Here is a 16,638-nt window from a genome sequence, read left to right as displayed (position 1 = left end):
AGGACGAGCGTCGATGCGACATAACAGGAAACTGAAGAAACTGGGCAGGACGGCTAGCCATCGCCGGGCGCTGCTGTCCAATCTGGTCAGCGCTTTGTTCGAACACCTGAGCATCAAAACTACATTGGCCAAGGCCAAAGAGGCACGGCGCCTTGCGGACCGACTCATCAACATCGCCAAGCGCAACGACTTGCACTCGCGCCGCCTTGTGCTGGCCACCGTGCGTGATAAGGCGGTGGTGCGGAAGCTATTCTCTGAGATTGCGCCGCGTTATGCGGAGCGGAAAGGCGGGTACACCAGGGTGGTGGCGTTAGGGCGCCGCTACGGCGATGGCGCGGAGCTAGCCATCCTCGAGCTGGTGGGGTACGAGGGCGTGCAGAAGGCCCGCATCGAGGCGCAGCGTGAGAAGCGCGAGGCCAAGAAGAAAGAGAAGGAAAAGCAGGCAGAGGAGAAGGCTCCTGCCCCTGCGGCCGAGAGCGGTGATTGACACGGTGTCAAGGGGCCTGGTGCTCACGGACCAGCAATCTGATGTATCCCACGAGGCGATATGGTGCAGCAGGCAACCCAGGGTTGCCTTTTGCTTTTCTGGACCAAGAGGCACGTTTGTAGCTCCATGGTCTGGAGGTGAGCTGTGGGTGAAAGGATAAGAGGAACCATCAAAGCACCGCGAGGGTTGAACCTCGTGTGCAAGGGGTGGCACCAAGAAGCCGCCCTGCGTATGCTCATGAACAACTTGGAGCAGGGAGCAGACCCCGAGCACCTGGTCATCTACGGTGGCAGCGGCAAGGCGGCGCGCAACTGGGACGCGTACGACGCCATCGTGAGATGCCTTAAGGACCTGGAGAACGATGAGACGCTCCTCATTCAATCGGGCAAGCCGGTAGGCATATTCAGGACCCACACCTACGCGCCGCGTGTGCTGATTGCCAACTCCCTGATCGTCCCCCAGTGGGACAATGACGCCTACTTCGATGAGCTCGACGCCAAGGGGCTCATCATGTACGGTCAGATGACCGCCGGAAGTTGGATTTTCATCGGCCAGCAAGGGATACTGCAGGGGACGTACGAGACTTTTGCTGCGGCAGCCAAACGCCATTTCGGCGGTTCGCTCCGCGGCAAGTTTCTGCTGACCGGTGGCCTGGGTAACATGGGAGGGGCTCAGGCCCTTGCGGCCAAAATGAACGGTGCCGCCTTTTTGGGCGTGGAGTTCCGGCGCGAGGTCATCGAGCGCGTCATTCGTGAGGGATTGTGTGACCGCCTCTGCGAAAACCTGGACGAGGCGCTCCAGTTGGTGTTGGCGGCCAAAGAGAGGGGCGAGGCGCTCTCTGTCGGCCTGGTGGGGAACACGGCGGAGACGCATCCAGAGATCTTGCGCCGGAACATCATTCCGGATGTGGTCACCGATCAGACGTCGGCCCATGAGCCAAAGAGGTACTGGCCAAAAGGGCTTTCACGCCAGCAAGCGGAGCGCCTGCGTGAAGAGGACCCGGAGAAGTATGTGGAGCTGGCAAAAGAGTCTATGGCCGAGCACGTGCGCGCCATGCTTGGGTTCAAGCGCCGCGGGGCGGTGGTGTTTGACTATGGTAACGGTATCCGCCAGTATGCATACGAGAAGGGCGTGGCCGACGCCTTTGACATCAAAGGGTTCGTCTTGGAATACATTCGGCCGCTCTTCTGTGAGGGGCGCGGTCCATTCCGCTGGGCCGCCCTGTCGGGAGACCCAGAGGACATCTTCAAAATCGACGCTGTCATTTTAGACGAATTTTCCCACGACAGGGTGCTGGTGAATTGGATTACGCTCGCGCAGAAGTACCTGGATTTTGCCCGCTTGCCGGGGTTGCCCGCCAGAGTCTGTTGGCTGGGTTACGGGGACAGGGCCAAGCTTGGGCTCCGGATCAATGACATGGTGAGGACAGGGGAGCTGAAGGCGCCCATTGTCATAGGGCGCGATCACTTGGACTGCGGGTCGGTGGCTTCGCCCTTGCGCGAGACCGAGGGGATGCGGGACGGCTCCGATGCCGTGGCCGACTGGCCGATTCTTAACGCGCTCCTCAATGCGGTGTCGGGGGCAAGCTGGGTGGCCGTGCATGATGGCGGCGGCGTGGGTCATGGCAAGGCGATCCATGCAGGCCAGGTGATCGTAGCGGATGGGACACCAGAGATGGCGGTGCGCCTGGACAGGGTGCTCACCAACGACCCAGGAATCGGCATCGCGCGCCACGTGGACGCCGGCTACCCAGAGGCAATCGCCACTGCCAGGGGAAAAGGGGTGAAAATCCCTATGTGGCCGCAGGGGTAGAGGTGCGCGCAGACCTGCTTATCCTGCATGCTGCCCAAGTCGTGACGCCCCAGTTAGGCCAGTCGTCCGGCACTGGGGACGCACGAATGGTTACATTCCAGGATGGAGCGGTGGCGATCAGGGGCGAGAGGGTGGTGGCCGTAGGCCCAACGGACGAGGTACTGGCTTCCGTGGCGCGCCATCGCAATACGGTAGTTATCGATGCCGCCGGTAAGGTTGTGACTCCTGGCCTGATAGACGCGCACACCCACCTCGTGTTTGCTGGGAGCAGGGAGCAGGAGTTCGAGCTGCGAGCCATGGGCAAGAGCTACCAGGAGATTGCTGCCGCAGGCGGAGGAATCCGAGCCAGCGTGCGCCAGTTGCGCGCCGCACGCAAGGACGAGCTGGTGGCTGCAGCGTTGGAAAGACTGGACCGCTTTTTGGCAAACGGCGTCACCACCATTGAAGTGAAAAGCGGGTACGGTCTCAGCTATGCGGACGAAATCAAGTCCCTGGAGGTGGTAGTCGAGCTGCAACGCTGCCACCCGGTGGAGGTGGTGCCCACGCTGCTCGCGGCACATGAGGTGCCAGATGAGTTTCGCGCCGATCGGGCCGCTTATCTCCAGCTGGTGGTAGAAAAGATTATCCCGGCCGTGGCGGCGCGGAAACTGGCAGAGTTTTGCGACGTGTTCTGTGAAGAGGGTGTGTTCAGCGTAGAGGAAGCACGCCAGGTACTGTTGGCGGGAAAGGCGCATGGACTGAAGCCCAAGGTGCATGCGGAGCAGCTTGCACCTTCAGGTGGCGCGCGCCTGGCCTCTGAAGTGGGCGCAATTTCTGCCGACCATCTTGATTTTGTAGATGAGGCTGGTATTCGTGCGTTGCGTGCAGCTGGGGTGGTACCCGTGCTTTTGCCGGGCGCTGTGTTCTTCCTGGGCAGGAACCGCTACGCACCTGCGCGGGCGATGATTGAGGCTGGCTTGCCGGTGGCATTGTCCACCGACTTTAACCCGGGCACCTGCATGACGGAGTCCCTGCCTCTCATGATGACGTTGGCTTGCACGCACATGCACATGACGCCCGCAGAGGCCCTTATGGCCACAACGCTCCATGCGGCTCAGGCCATCGACCGTCGCGAGGGCCTTGGCCGCCTGGAGACCGGCGCCCAGGCTGATTGCGTCGTATGGGACGTGCCAGACTATCGCCACATCGCCTACCATTTCGGCGTGCAACTGGTTGATTTGGTAGTCAAGAGAGGGCACGTTGTGTATCAGCGGCCTTCGTCCGGAGTTACGCGAGAGTACGCTACTGCAGCGAGTGAGGGATGTTCATGAGACATTTGTGTGCCGCGATAGGGGTGGCGATGGTGGTATTCGCCATCGGGTGCACGAGAAACGAAAAGCTTCCCTACGGCATTGCCCTCCTGGATCGAGTCGACGTCGGCGGCGTGAAGCAGGTGGAGATCTCGCCACCCGTCGCTGAGGCCACATACGAGCGAGGGGGCGTGACTACTGGGAAGAGCCCCTTTCTGCTTGTGGGCCAGGCCGAAGGCTATCGGACGGCTTTTGTGGTGCGCTTTGCCGCACTGCCGGATAGCTCGGTGGTCGACCGCGCGACGCTCTGGCTCTCGCCCGCGTCCTATCGCGGGGAACCCGGTCAAGTTGAGCTTTCGGTGCACCAAGTCGTTGCGGGCTGGGGCGAAGAGTCGGTGACGTGGGATAGCCTTGTTGGGCCAAACGGTCCACAGGTGGGGTGGGGCACAGTGGTGGCTGGTGATTCGCTGCGGGTGGGCCTGTCGATTGACCCCGCACTGGTACAAGCGTGGATCGATAGCACCGCGCCAAACTACGGGCTCTACGTGACCGGCACCGGCCAGACCATTGTTGAGTTTCACTCCAGACAAGCGACGGATACGACGCGCTATCCCAAGCTGGAACTGAGTTACGTGCGCAAGGGCGTTGCCGGCACAACCTTGATCCGACCAGATCGCGATGCCTTCCTTGTGACTCACGAGGGGGACGCGCCACAAGGCCGATTGATGATTGCCAATGGGACGGGCTGGCGCATCCTGCTCAAATTCTCTCTGGACTCCATTCCAAGAGATGCGACCATCAACCGCGCGCGGCTTGAGCTGTGGTTGGATCAAACCTCTACCAAATTGCGTGAGACTGGGATGGCAATTGCAGGAAGGCCGGTGGTAAGTGATACGTGGGACCCCGCTTCCATTGCTGTGGACACGACGATGAGCGTGCCTGTGGCGGCAATTGTCCCGGCCAGCGAAAAGATAACGTTTTCGGTGTCCAGTGAGATTAGCGATTTCACCGCCATGGTACAGGCGTGGACGTCGGGCAGATTGCCGAACCGTGGCCTGATGCTTTACTCCACTGGTGAGGGACTGGATATTTCGGAGGCCGTGGTGTATGCATCTGGGGCTGTCGAGGCTCGCCCGCCACGCCTTCTGGTTGAGTACACCTTGCCACCGCGTCCTTGATGGAGGATGAGATCGTGAGTTGGTTGCGTTTACCTTGCCTTCGGGCGCTGCTTGCGTGCGCGGTGGCGCTTTCTGCCTGCCATGCAGGGAGGGCCGGATCGGTGTACAGTTCCAAAGGAATCGGCTTCTGGCGGATCTATCCAGGCAGTCAGGGCGCTGCCATGGGCGGCGTGGGTATCGCGCTCACTGACAATCTCTCAATTAACCTGCGAAACCCTGCGGCGCGCTTTCCTGCTGGCTTCACGCGCGTGTTCACTGACGCCTCCTTCGACTTCAGCACCATCTCCACGAAGTACGGAAATGCACGCTCGCACTTTGCCCAGGCGAACAGCTTTTCTATGCTTGTACCCCTGGGATCAAAGATCTCTCTGTCCGCCATACTGGGGCCGGCCAGCGAGGTGCGATATGCCGTTTCCGACACAGATACCTTGCCCGGGTATCAGTATTGGCGGGAGGTGACTGGTCAGGGAGGCCTAAGCCGAGGCGAGCTCGCAGTGTTTGTTAAGCCGAGCAACTATCTTTATCTCGGAGTTTCCGCTCAGCTTTACTTCGGGCGAATCCAAGAGACGTGGAAGACCACATTCTCCTCCACTGACTTTACCAGTGCACACGATCGTTTCTCCACCCATCTTCAAGGTTTTGGGGGCACTGTAGGGATTCTGACCCGTCCGACCAGCCGCCTGGCTCTTGGCGCCGTGCTCACTCCTGGCACGGACTTGGACGCTGCGACAGACATCCGGCATGCGTTTATTGGAGCGGACACTTCCCTTACGCGCGTCTTGCACTTGCCTGTAATGTGGGGCGTGGGAGCAAGCTACCAATGGCCCTTTGGTCTTACGTTGGCCGTCGACTATTACCGGCAAGAGTGGGGGGCGGTCGAACGCTCCCCTGACCAAAGGTATAGCTACGCGGACGCGGCTTTTCTCATGGGTGGCGTCGAATACGTACCAAGTCGCAAGCTCAGCGATCCATACCTCAGGAAAGTGGCGTACCGCGCGGGTTTTCGCTATGGCCATGTCCCGGTTTTGACCAGCGGAGATCGAAGGCCAACCGAATATGTGTTCACGACAGGGCTTGGCTTTCCCTTCTTTTCATTCTTGGGAAGGGTTGACCTTACCTATGAACTCATCCTCCGCGGCTCTGAGAGTGTGGACCCAGCCCGTGAGAGAGTACACCGGGTATTGATAGGCCTGGGCGGAGCAGAGCGCTGGTTCCAACGCCAGTAGATGCAGCGCAGCAAATAGTGCTTGCTTTTTTTCATCGAATTTGCCAAATTCAAATTCCAATCCGTTATCGTTGTCAAGGATAGTAGCTGGAGGAGGATTTGCCAGTGAAAAGGACGGTCCTTCCGGGGATGGTAGCTGGAATCACGGCAGTGGGGGTTGTGGGTGCATGGTTGTGCTCCATCGCGCTTTGGTCCGGCTGTGCTGCGACGGGCCCAAAGATCTCGCCGGAACAGGAGATGGCCCGTAGAAAAGCAATCCAGGACTCTATCAGGGCCGCTCAGCGCCTCGAGATCCTCAAGAAGTGGAGTCTTGGCTATGAGCACTACAAGAACAAAAGCTACCGCGATGCCATCCCGCACTTTTGGAAAGTCATCGAGATGGACACGGCCCAGCACGAGATGAAGGAGGTCTACACTGTTCTTGGCGATGCCTATATCAAGCTGAATGTTCCTGATAGCGCGCTCCTCGTCTATGAGCTGGGAGTGGAGGTGTTTCCGCAAAATGCCCACCTCCACCGCAGCCTTGGCTATCTTTACGGCGTGATCGGCCGTGTGCCCGAGGCGATCCACCAGTACGAAGAGGCGTTGAAGATCGAACCGAACCGAGTCGACGACCGTCGGGCCCTTGCGAACCTTTACATCAAGGCTGAGAACATAGACGGTGCCATACTGCAGTTGGAAAAAGTGCTAGAGGTGGATCCGGGTGACAAGCAAAGCCAGGAGACCTTGAGCTCGCTGTACCGGGCAAGTGGGGATGAAATGGGCTACGTGCAGGCCTTGGAAAAGGCGCACCAGCTGGACCCGGAGAATACCGAGACCATGCTCAAGCTGGGCAAGGCATACTACGACCGCAACGAGAATCAGAAGGCGGTCACCATCCTGGAGAAACTCCTGGCCAAAACGCCCAACGACACCTACGCCATGGAGCTTCAGGCGGGTGCGCTCCAGAACATGAAACGGTTCAAGGAGGCCATCGCGGTCTACGACAAGGTCATAGCGCTGAAACCCGACAACAAGCGGGCCTATTGCGAACAGGCGTCATGTTACAAGGAGCTGGGGCAATTTGCCAAAGCTCGCGCGTTGGTACGGAAGGTCTCCTCGATGGACCCAAAGTACGGCTATGCCTACTTTGTTGCCGGCGAGATCTATGAGGCATCCGTTGATGCCTGCATGACGCAGCGGGGTGAGCGGAGCCCAAAGTTTGATGACAAGCTGGTCTACTGGTTTGCCTACGAGGAGTACCGGAAGGCGGCTGAAGACCTCGAGACGCGCGACTATGCGCAGCGCCGCATGGCTTATCTGAAGAACCTCATTCCCACGGAGGACGATATCTTCTTTCACAAGGAGGAGTGGACCAAGAAGCGGACACGGCTGGATTGCTATCAGTGGATCTACTGAGGCCAATGAAGGTGGCATAGTCCGCAGGGCTTGTTCCCACTCACGAGGGGACGAAGGTGGAAGAACTACGCCGCACTGATCCAGAGGTCTACAAGGCCATTGCCGACGAGGTGGCCAGGCAAAACGACAAACTGGAGCTCATCGCATCGGAGAATTTTGTCAGCGTGGCAGTGCTCCAGGCGATGGGCCAGGTGATGACCAACAAATACGCCGAAGGCTACCCCGGTAAGCGATACTACGGCGGCTGCGAACACGTAGATGTGGTGGAGGAGCTCGCTAGGGAACGCGCCAAGAAGCTCTTCGGGGCCGAGCACGCGAACGTACAACCCCACTCCGGCTCCCAAGCGAACATGGCCGCGTACTTTGCCTTTGTCAATCCTGGCGATACCGTGATGGGGATGAACTTGGCACACGGGGGGCATTTGACCCATGGCAGTCCGGTCAACTTCTCTGGCCGCTTCCTCCGGATGGTGTTCTATGGCGTTGACCGGAGCGGATACATTGACATGGGGGAGGTGGAGGCAGTGGCCCGGCGGGAGCGTCCCCGATTGATCATCACGGGCGCCAGTGCCTATTCGCGGGCCATCGACTATGCGGCCTTCCGCCAAATCGCCGACAGCGTGGGTGCCAAGCTCATCGCCGATATTGCCCACCCGGCGGGGCTGATCGCTTGTGGCCTCCTGCCGAGTCCGCTACCGCACTGCCATGTGGTCACCTCCACCACTCATAAGACGCTCCGTGGCCCTCGGGGCGGACTCATCCTGATAGGCAAAGATCAGGAAAACGACATGGGATTGACCACCCCCAAGGGCAGACTGAAGATGATCTCCGAGATCATCGACTCGAACGTCTTCCCCGGGTTTCAAGGCGGACCGCTGATGCACGTGATTGCAGCCAAGGCGGTGGCGTTCAAGGAGGCGCTGGAGCCGGAATTCAGGTCCTATTCGGCGCAGGTCATTGCCAATGCCAAGGCGCTCGCCAATGCCTTGATGGAACGTGGCTATCAGATCGTCTCCGGCGGAACCGACACCCACCTCATGTTGGTGGATCTGCGGAACAAAGGGTTGACCGGCAGGGATGCCGAGCGGGCACTGGAGCAGGCCGGCATCACGGTTAACAAAAATATGGTGCCTTTTGATGACCAGAGCCCATTTGTGACCAGTGGCATCCGGCTGGGGTCGCCGGCGCTCACGACGCGTGGCATGAAGGAACCCGAGATGGTCTACATCGCGGAGCTCATTGACCAGGTGCTGTCGCACATGGGCGACGAGAAGGTGTACACTCAGGTGCGTGGCGCGGTGCGCGAGCTCTGTACCCGGTTCCCGCTGTACACGTTCATGGAGGCTGCGGCTGTAGCCCAGTAGCGTGGCGAGGGCGGTATGAAGTGCCCATTTTGTGCTCATCCGGATACGCACGTAATCGACTCGCGCACGCGAGGCGACGGGCAGTTCGTGCGGCGACGACGCGAGTGCCTGGCGTGCGGTAAACGCTTCACCACCAAAGAATATGCCGATGTGGGCCCCATCCTGGTCATTAAGGCCGATGGGCGCCGAGAGCCGTTCGACCGCAACAAGATCCTGCACGGTGTGCAATTGGCGTGCACCAAACGACCGATCTCGGTCCAGGCTATGGAAGACCTCGTAGCGGGCGTGGAAGCAGAACTGCGCGAGCTGGGGGCGGAAGAGGTGGAATCAAAGCTCATCGGCGAGAAGGTAGCGCAACGCCTCAAAGAGTTGGACGATGTTGCCTACGTGCGGTTTGCCTCGGTTTACCGCAAATTCCAGACTAAAGAGGGGTTCCTGGAAGAGCTGCGCCAGCTGAAGGGTGAGTGACCTCGGCGCTGACCTGCCAGGGTCTACCCCGGCATGGTGAAAAACAGGGCAGACACGACCCACGCGGGTCGAGTCGTGCCCTTTTCGGTGTGTGGGTTCTATCCTGACGGAGTCTACCTTGCGGATACTACAGCATCGAACCTTTTCTGGAGGAGTACACCCTCCACAAAACAAACTCACCGCGCGCCTTCCCATCGAGGACATAGTCCCGCCGCCCATGGTGGTGATCCCGCTCCAGCAGCACCTCGGTGCACCGGCTGAACCCGTGTGCCAAGTGGGCGACATGGTGAAAATCGGCGACAAAATCGGAGAGGCAAAAGGGTTTGTCTCCGTACCGTGCCATGCCTCGGTCTCCGGGACGGTGAAGGCAGTGGAGCCCCGCCTGCACCCATTGGGGGGCAAAGTCTTGTCGGTAGTCATAGAAAACGACGGCAAGGGTGAAGTGAGTCCGTCGCTGGTACCGGACGATGGCTACTTAGAGCGCTCCCCCGATGAGCTTCGCAGCCGCATTCGCGAAGCCGGACTGGCCGGCATGGGAGGAGCAGCATTCCCCACGCATGTGAAGCTCTCCCCACCGGCAAACAAGCCCATCGACACGCTCATCATCAATGGGGCGGAGTGCGAGCCTTACTTGACCTCAGACCACCGATTGATGCTTGAACATCCGCGCGAGATCCTTGCCGGTGTTCAGGTCATCGTGAAGATTCTCGGCTGCAAGAGGTGTTTCATCGCCATCGAGGATAACAAGCCTGACGCTATCGAGACGATGCGTAGAGCGGTCGCCGAGGGTGGATACCCCTATCAGGTGCTCCCATTTCGGGCGAAGTACCCGCAAGGTGCCGAAAAGCAGCTGATCAAGGCGGCCACGGGGCGAGAAGTGCCTCGCGGGGGCCTGCCCATGGATGTGGGCTGCTTGGTCCACAACGTGGGTACGGCGAAAGCCATCTACGAGGCTGTGGCCTTGCGCAAGCCCCTCGTGGAGCGGGTGGTGACGGTGACCGGGGCAGGCGTCCGTTCGCCCAAGAATCTGCGTGTCCCCCTTGGTACTCCTTTTGCGCACCTTTTTGCCCAGTGCGGAGGCCTGAGTGAGGACGCAGGCAAGATCATCATGGGGGGGCCAATGATGGGCATTGCGCAGTTTTCCGATGAGGTGCCGGTGATCAAGGGCACATCCGGCGTGGTCGTGCTCAGCAAAGCGGAGAGCAAAGTGCCAGCGCCCCATCCCTGTATTGGCTGCGCCCGATGTGTAGACGCCTGCCCAATGAAACTGGTGCCGACGCATATTCAGACCCTTGTCAGGCATGAACGCTTTGGCATGGCCAAGACCTATGGTTTGCTGGATTGCATAGAGTGCGGGTGCTGCGGCTTTGTCTGTCCAGCCGGTATCCCCTTTGTGCACTTGATGAAGTACGGAAAGATGAAAGTCTATCAGCTGGAGAGGGCAGCGGGGGCAAAAAGCGCGTAGCCCAGCGGCACAGCGCGGAACAGACCGGCAAGGTAAGGCGGATGGAGAATGGAGCAGGAGCGTTATCTCTCGGCATCGCCACATGTGAGTGACGGGGAGTCGATCCCGAAGATCATGTATGGAGTGGTGCTGGCGCTTTTGCCAGCGGCGGTGGGCGCAGTCTACTTCTTCGGGCTCAAGGCCCTGTGGATTATCTTGATTGCCTCGGCGGCTGCGATTGGCAGTGAGGCGGCAGTACAGGCGGCGTTGCACAAGAGGATCACAATCGCAGATGGCAGCGCGCTGGTCACTGGCATCCTGGTCGCCTTCAACGTGCCGGCCTCTGTTCCGCTGTGGATGCCGGCCCTGGGGGCGATTTTTGGGATTGTCGTGGGCAAGCATGCGTTTGGTGGTCTTGGTTACAACCCCATGAACCCAGCCCTCTTGGGGCGGGCGTTCTTGCTGGCTTCGTGGCCCACGCACATGACGGTCTTTACAGCTGCGCCACGCGGGGGCTCTCTTTCCGGCATTGAGCCTGCTACCATTAGCGCTCTTGGCCTCGATGCGGTGACCCAGGCCACTCCATTGAAGCTGCTCAAGGGAGCGCGTGAAGTCCTGGCCAACTCAGCGGTGGCTGATCCGGCGAAGTACGCTGACTATGCCAAGGCGGTCAATGCTCTGTACGACTCCTACGGCAACCTGTTCTGGGGCAAAGTGGGCGGGTGCATAGGCGAAACCTCTGCGTTTCTCCTCCTTGTTGGCGCGCTGTTCCTCCTCTACAAACGCTACATCGGCTGGAAAATCCCATTTGCTTATCTCGGCACGGTAGCCTTGTTGTCGTGGATTTTTGCCGGCACAGACGGCCTTTTCTCTGGAAAGCCACTATTCCATCTCCTTTCCGGCGGGGTGATGCTTGGTGCCTTCTACATGGCTACCGACATGGTGACTTCGCCGGTCACCTTCCGCGGCCGCCTGCTGTTCGGAGCGGGATGCGGGGTCATTACCATGATCATCAGGCTCATCGGCGGTTATCCGGAAGGGGTGTGCTATTCGATCTTGCTCATGAATCTGACCGTTCCCTTGCTGGATCGCTCGACCAGACCGAGGATTTTGGGAGAGAAGAAGTGAAGGAGATTGCGAAGTTCAGCGGCATCTTGCTGCTGGTGACTGTGGTTGCTGCAGGGTCCCTGTCGGCAGTGAATAGCATAACCAAGCCGCGCATCGAGCGACAGCGGCAGCTAAAAACTCTGGAGGCACTGGCGTGGGTGCTTCCGGGCGTGTCTGCAGAGCAAGTAGAAGCCGTGACGCGTGACGGTCGCGTGCTCTACTATGTAGGCTTCCAAGGGGCTGGCAAGGAACACGTGCTGGGCTACGCGGTGCCCGGAAAGAGCAAAGGGTACGCTGGCGATGTGGAGACACTGGTGGGGGTAGATACGGCGTTCACTATCAAGGGCATCAGGGTCTTGGCTCAGCGCGAAACACCTGGTCTTGGAACAAAGATCATGGAGACACGTGCGGGAGAAGAGGTTCCTTACTTCCAGGCCCAGTTTGTTGGACGCACGGCTGAGCAGTGCAAGGTGGACAAAGACGGCGGTCCGATTGTCAGCATCATCGGCGCTACTATCTCCTCGCGGGCTGTAGCCGCCGGGGTAGCAGCTGCGATCGATTCCCTGCGGGTCTGGCTGCGCGCGAGCGTGTCTTTGCCCGAACAGGGCCAGGGGGCTTCCCCGGAGTACTCCACGCAGGTGAGGCAGTAGGACCAAGAAGGAACTGTTCAGGATGTCAGCACGACGCGAGTTGGTGAAAGGGGTCTACGAGCAGAACCCGGTATTCAGACAGGTGCTGGGGCTGTGTCCCACACTGGCGGTGTCGACTTCTATTGAAAATGCAATAGGCATGGGGGCAGCGGCCACCTTTGTTCTTTGCTGCTCGAATGTGATTGTTTCGCTTATCCGCAAAGGTGTGCCAGCCAAGATCCGCATCCCCATCTACATCGTGGTCATTGCCACATTCGTGACCATCGTGGATATGGTCATGGCCGCCTTTGCGCCGGTGCTTTACAAGGCACTCGGCATTTTCGTCCCGTTGATCGTTGTCAACTGCATCATCCTAGGGCGGGCTGAGGCGTTTGCGGGGAAGAACAGCGTCGGCCTGTCTCTGCTGGATGGTATCGGCATGGGCGCGGGGTTCACCTTCGCCCTGTTGGTGTTGGCTGTGATCCGCGAGCTCCTGGGGGCGGGGAAGATAATGGGTCATCCGGTCTTTGGCGAGAGGTTCGAGCCGGTACTTCTGATGATCTTGGCGCCGGGTGGTTTCCTCACCGTGGGTTTCCTGCTGGGGCTGTTTAACTGGTTGGACCGTAGACGCGCCAGGTCCTGATCTCCTGGCATGCCATCAGCAAACTGGAAGGTCTGGTATGGATGTCCGCAGCCTGTTAATCATTGCCGTCGGAGCGATCTTTATCAACAACTTTGTGCTCATGCGCTTTTTGGGCATCTGTCCCTACATCGGCGTGTCCAAGTCTTTGGACTCGGCGGTGGGCATGGGTGCGGCGGTGATCTTTGTGATGACGTTGGCCTCGGTGGTCACCTTTTTGGTGGAGAAGTACCTGTTGGTTCCTGAGTCCAGCGTGTTCAAGCTGATTTTGGCCGGGCACCAGGCGCCCGATCTGCGTTTCTTGCGCACCATTGCCTACATTCTCACCATCGCCAGCCTTGTGCAGTTCGTGGAGATGGTCATCCAGAAGAGCAGTCCTGCTCTGTACAAGTCGCTGGGCATCTACTTGCCGCTCATCACCACAAACTGCGCGGTCTTGGGCGTGGCCTTGTTGAACCAGGGGGAAAACTTTAATTTCATCCAGAGCGCGGTAAACGGCTTTTCGGCCGGGGTGGGCTTTACCCTTGCGCTGGTGCTAATGTCCAGTATCCGGGAGAAGTTGGAACTGGCGGATGTGCCCGCGGCACTGCGGGGCGTGCCTATTGCCTTTATCATGGCCGGCCTCATGTCGATCGCCTTCCTCGGTTTCTCCGGCCTGACCCTGAAATGATCACATGCCCCCTCCGCCGCGCAGGTCAACGCCGTTTGCTTGAGCCCCTCCCGAGATGTCGGTCAGCTGCGAGGGGCTCATCTGTCTTGAAAGCGCAACAAGGGCCCAGAAAGCTACCTTTGCACGGTGGGACAGGCCGCCATGGAGGAACTGAACAGGGCGCCGAGCCGAGGCTGAGGACGGTGTGGTAAAAGGCAAGAAGACAAGAGACGAAAAGAGGATGCCGTTCCTCGACCACCTGGAGGAGCTGCGCTGGCGGCTCATAAAGAGCTTGGTCGCAATTGCCGTTGGTTGTGTGATTTGCTACGGGGTGTCTGGCCAACTGATGGCATATCTGACGAAGCCGTTTCCGAAGCAGCTGGTGTTTCTTTCCCCAGCTGAGGGGTTCATGGTGAGGCTCAAGGTCTCGTTGTTCGGAGGTCTTGTGCTTGCCCTGCCAGTGGTGTTCTACCAGCTGTGGCAGTTCGTGGCACCGGGACTGGTGGAGAAGGAGCGGCGCTATGTGCCATCGGTAGTGCTTATCTCCACCTTCTCTTTTGTACTCGGCGCTGCCTTTGCGTACCTGGTTATCGTGCCTCTGGCCATTCAGTTCTTCCTCGGTTTTGAGAGCGCAAATCTTGTGGCCACTATCCGGGTGAACGAATATCTGGCCTTCGTGACCAACATGATGTTAGCGTCCGGGGTGGTTTTTGAGATGCCGCTACTCAGTTTCTTTCTGGGTCGCCTCGGGTTGCTCACACCCAGGTTCCTGCGCTCCAAGAGGCCTTACGCCGTGGTGGCCATTTTGACCATTGCGGCCATCCTCACCCCGCCGGACGTGCTGAGTCAGATTCTCTTGGCCGCGCCGATGATGCTTCTTTACGAGGTGAGCATCTTGACGGCGGGCTTGGCTGCACGCAGGGGAAAGCGTAGGCGCAAGTCTTCAGACTAGGGGTACAAGCCTGGCAAGGCTGAAGGGTGAGTACTATGGACATTATGCCACAGCGCTACGAGGAGTTAGATAGCGAACAGCTGGTGGGGCGCATCAAAGAGTTGAAGGGGCGCCTTGGGCAAGACCTGTTGCTCCTCGCCCACTACTACCAGCGCGACGAGATCGTTGCCCTGGCCGACTTTGTGGGGGATTCATATGCATTGGCCAAGAGGGCGGCGGAGCACCATACCGCCCGCTTTATCGTGTTTTGCGGCGTGCATTTCATGGCCGAGAGCGCGCGTATCCTCTGCACCCCCGTGCAACGGGTATTCCTGCCTGACCATCTGGCCGGGTGCCCGCTGGCGGCCATGGCCGAACTGGAGGATGTCCAGGAGGCTTGGCAACTGATCGGTCAGCATTGCGACCTGCGGCACGTGGTGCCGGTAACCTACATCAATTCAAAGGCCGAGCTGAAGGCCTTCTGTGGCCGCAATGGCGGCGTGGTCTGCACCTCCACGAATGCTGCCGCCGCTATGGATTGGGCATTAGCGCGTGGGCAAAAGGTTTTCTTCTTCCCAGACCAGCACTTGGGCAGGAATGTGGCACTGGCTAAGGGCATTCGTCCCGACCAGATAGTGCTGTGGGACCCTGCGGATGAGCAAGGCGGGCTGCACCGCCAGGATATCGAAAGGGCGGTAATCGTGCTGTGGAACGGACACTGCCATGTCCATACGTGGTTCACCGTTCAGCAGGTGGAGGCGGCAAGACGAAAGTACCCTGGCTGCCGTGTCGTGGTTCATCCCGAATGCGTGCATGAGGTGGTCGCCGCGGCTGATGCCGTGGGGTCCACTTCGTACATCGTCAAATACGTGGCCGGGGCGGCACCAGGGACCACAATCGTCGTCGGCACGGAGATCCACCTGGTACAGCGTCTTGCTGCCCAATACACCGACCGCACGGTAGTCCCGCTGGGTCATTCGCTCTGTCCCAACATGTACCGGATCAACTTGCGCAATCTGTGCTGGACGCTGGAGGAGCTGGGTTCGGTGAACGAGATCACGGTGGTCGAACCCATACGTTCCGAGGCCCTGATTGCCTTAGAGCGCATGCTCGAACTGCGGTGAGGAGCACAGCATGCAGCTATTGCCTTTGAGCGGAAATGTGAAGGCAGACCTCCACTTGCACTCCACGTACTCGGATGGCCTGTATAGCCCTCCGGAGCTGGTAAGGCTGGCAGCTGCGGCGGGGTTGAAGGCCATTAGCATAACGGATCACGACGCGGTGGAAGGTTGTGAGGAGGCTCGGCAGGAAGGGAAAGAGCTTAATGTGGAGGTCATCCCTGGGGTTGAACTCAGTAGCACAGAGCGCGGCGTGGATGTCCATGTCCTTGGCTATATGGTTGACCCTACGCACCCTGAACTCAACGAGTATCTGCGCCTTTTCCGGGAGGAGCGCATTAGGCGCGTGCACAAGATGGTGGAATTGCTGCAAAGCATGGGGTGCCCGGTTTCCTACGAGAGTGTGATGCGACTCAGTCCGCGCGGCAGTGTGGGAAGACCCCATGTGGCACAGGCCATGGTCCAATCGGGGTTTGTCAATTCGGCGGGCGAAGCGTTTGCGCTTTACTTGGGTGACGATTGCCCGGCCTTCGTGCCCAAGTACAGGATCTCCGCGGGAGAAGCCCTCCGGCTCATCAGCGCTGCCGGAGGGGTGAGTTTTTTGGCCCACCCGGGGAGTGGCATGCCGGAGAGTTTCATCCTCAGTTTGGTGAAGCAGGGATTGCAGGGCATTGAGACTGTCCATCCGCGCCACGCTCCCGGTGAGGTATACCGCTACCGTTCCTTCGTGGCCAGGCACGGACTGTTGGAGACCGGGGGGTCGGATTTTCATGGTGGTGCGCATGAGGCTCCCCTTGGTACCTACGTGGTCCCTTACACTGCAGTGGGCAAGATGTACGCAGCAAGCGCAAACCACGCGCGAGTTGGTAACGGTGCAAGGCCACTAACGTAGAGAGGCG

The 16,638-nt window shown here is 59.4% G+C and carries 16 protein-coding genes; all 16 read left to right on the top strand.

All coding sequences use genetic code 11. From position 1 onward, the window contains the following. Positions 1–13: 13 nt before the first annotated feature. A complete protein-coding gene (rplQ, locus tag ONB25_08025; protein MDZ7392824.1) occupies positions 14–487 on the top strand; it encodes a 50S ribosomal protein L17 in 474 nt (157 codons plus the stop codon). Between the two features lie 144 nt (positions 488–631). Then, entirely contained in the window at positions 632–2,299 is a 1,668-nt protein-coding gene (gene hutU / locus ONB25_08020; protein MDZ7392823.1) for a urocanate hydratase, read from the top strand. An 86-nt stretch (positions 2,300–2,385) separates the two neighbouring features. Further along, complete coding sequence (gene hutI / locus ONB25_08015; protein MDZ7392822.1) at positions 2,386–3,609, top strand: imidazolonepropionase; 1,224 nt, start codon at positions 2,386–2,388, stop codon at positions 3,607–3,609. Next, complete coding sequence (locus ONB25_08010; protein MDZ7392821.1) at positions 3,606–4,766, top strand: DNRLRE domain-containing protein; 1,161 nt, start codon at positions 3,606–3,608, stop codon at positions 4,764–4,766. Before hutI ends, ONB25_08010 begins: the two co-directional genes overlap by 4 nt. 101 nt (positions 4,767–4,867) lie before the next feature. After that, entirely contained in the window at positions 4,868–5,992 is a 1,125-nt protein-coding gene (locus ONB25_08005; GenBank protein ID MDZ7392820.1) for a hypothetical protein, read from the top strand. 104 nt (positions 5,993–6,096) lie between these two features. Further along, complete coding sequence (locus ONB25_08000; GenBank protein MDZ7392819.1) at positions 6,097–7,389, top strand: tetratricopeptide repeat protein; 1,293 nt, start codon at positions 6,097–6,099, stop codon at positions 7,387–7,389. 56 nt (positions 7,390–7,445) lie between these two features. After that, positions 7,446–8,753: a serine hydroxymethyltransferase gene (locus tag ONB25_07995; protein MDZ7392818.1), complete on the top strand. Its 1,308-nt coding sequence runs from the start codon at positions 7,446–7,448 to the stop codon at positions 8,751–8,753. A 15-nt stretch (positions 8,754–8,768) separates the two neighbouring features. Continuing rightward, positions 8,769–9,221, top strand: a complete 453-nt coding sequence (gene nrdR / locus ONB25_07990; GenBank protein ID MDZ7392817.1) for a transcriptional regulator NrdR — start codon at positions 8,769–8,771, stop codon at positions 9,219–9,221. A gap of 118 nt (positions 9,222–9,339) precedes the next feature. Continuing rightward, complete coding sequence (gene rsxC / locus ONB25_07985) at positions 9,340–10,686, top strand: electron transport complex subunit RsxC (GenBank protein MDZ7392816.1); 1,347 nt, start codon at positions 9,340–9,342, stop codon at positions 10,684–10,686. A gap of 48 nt (positions 10,687–10,734) precedes the next feature. After that, entirely contained in the window at positions 10,735–11,793 is a 1,059-nt protein-coding gene (locus ONB25_07980) for an RnfABCDGE type electron transport complex subunit D (protein MDZ7392815.1), read from the top strand. Further along, positions 11,790–12,422, top strand: coding sequence for an RnfABCDGE type electron transport complex subunit G (locus tag ONB25_07975; GenBank protein ID MDZ7392814.1), 633 nt, complete (start codon positions 11,790–11,792; stop codon positions 12,420–12,422). The genes ONB25_07980 and ONB25_07975 overlap by 4 nt, the downstream gene beginning before the upstream one ends. A gap of 22 nt (positions 12,423–12,444) precedes the next feature. Beyond that, the gene (locus tag ONB25_07970) at positions 12,445–13,044 is read left to right on the top strand and encodes an electron transport complex subunit E (GenBank protein MDZ7392813.1); all 600 of its coding nucleotides are present in this window, start codon (positions 12,445–12,447) and stop codon (positions 13,042–13,044) included. Between the two features lie 37 nt (positions 13,045–13,081). Then, a complete protein-coding gene (rsxA, locus tag ONB25_07965) occupies positions 13,082–13,711 on the top strand; it encodes an electron transport complex subunit RsxA (GenBank protein ID MDZ7392812.1) in 630 nt (209 codons plus the stop codon). 184 nt (positions 13,712–13,895) lie between these two features. Then, complete coding sequence (tatC, locus tag ONB25_07960; protein ID MDZ7392811.1) at positions 13,896–14,642, top strand: twin-arginine translocase subunit TatC; 747 nt, start codon at positions 13,896–13,898, stop codon at positions 14,640–14,642. Between the two features lie 35 nt (positions 14,643–14,677). Continuing rightward, positions 14,678–15,745: a quinolinate synthase NadA gene (gene nadA, locus ONB25_07955; GenBank protein ID MDZ7392810.1), complete on the top strand. Its 1,068-nt coding sequence runs from the start codon at positions 14,678–14,680 to the stop codon at positions 15,743–15,745. 10 nt (positions 15,746–15,755) lie between these two features. After that, positions 15,756–16,631, top strand: a complete 876-nt coding sequence (locus ONB25_07950; GenBank protein MDZ7392809.1) for a PHP domain-containing protein — start codon at positions 15,756–15,758, stop codon at positions 16,629–16,631. Positions 16,632–16,638: the final 7 nt, after the last annotated feature.

The organism is candidate division KSB1 bacterium (assembly GCA_034506335.1).
GTDB lineage: Bacteria > Zhuqueibacterota > Zhuqueibacteria > JANLFK01 > Oleimicrobiaceae > Oleimicrobium.
Note: the sequence above shows the minus strand (reverse complement) of the source record. Positions and strands in the feature narration are given on the sequence as shown.

What these genes read in the sequence shown, in the direction of transcription:
- rplQ (MDZ7392824.1), top strand. Translation starts at nt 14, where the DNA reads ATGCGACATAACAGGAAACTGAAGAAACTGGGCAGGACGGCTAGCCAT.
- hutI (MDZ7392822.1), top strand. Translation starts at nt 2,386, where the DNA reads ATGGTTACATTCCAGGATGGAGCGGTGGCGATCAGGGGCGAGAGGGTG.
- ONB25_08010 (MDZ7392821.1), top strand. Translation starts at nt 3,606, where the DNA reads ATGAGACATTTGTGTGCCGCGATAGGGGTGGCGATGGTGGTATTCGCC.
- nrdR (MDZ7392817.1), top strand. Translation starts at nt 8,769, where the DNA reads ATGAAGTGCCCATTTTGTGCTCATCCGGATACGCACGTAATCGACTCG.
- ONB25_07980 (MDZ7392815.1), top strand. Translation starts at nt 10,735, where the DNA reads ATGGAGCAGGAGCGTTATCTCTCGGCATCGCCACATGTGAGTGACGGG.
- ONB25_07970 (MDZ7392813.1), top strand. Translation starts at nt 12,445, where the DNA reads ATGTCAGCACGACGCGAGTTGGTGAAAGGGGTCTACGAGCAGAACCCG.
- rsxA (MDZ7392812.1), top strand. Translation starts at nt 13,082, where the DNA reads ATGGATGTCCGCAGCCTGTTAATCATTGCCGTCGGAGCGATCTTTATC.
- nadA (MDZ7392810.1), top strand. Translation starts at nt 14,678, where the DNA reads ATGGACATTATGCCACAGCGCTACGAGGAGTTAGATAGCGAACAGCTG.
- ONB25_07950 (MDZ7392809.1), top strand. Translation starts at nt 15,756, where the DNA reads ATGCAGCTATTGCCTTTGAGCGGAAATGTGAAGGCAGACCTCCACTTG.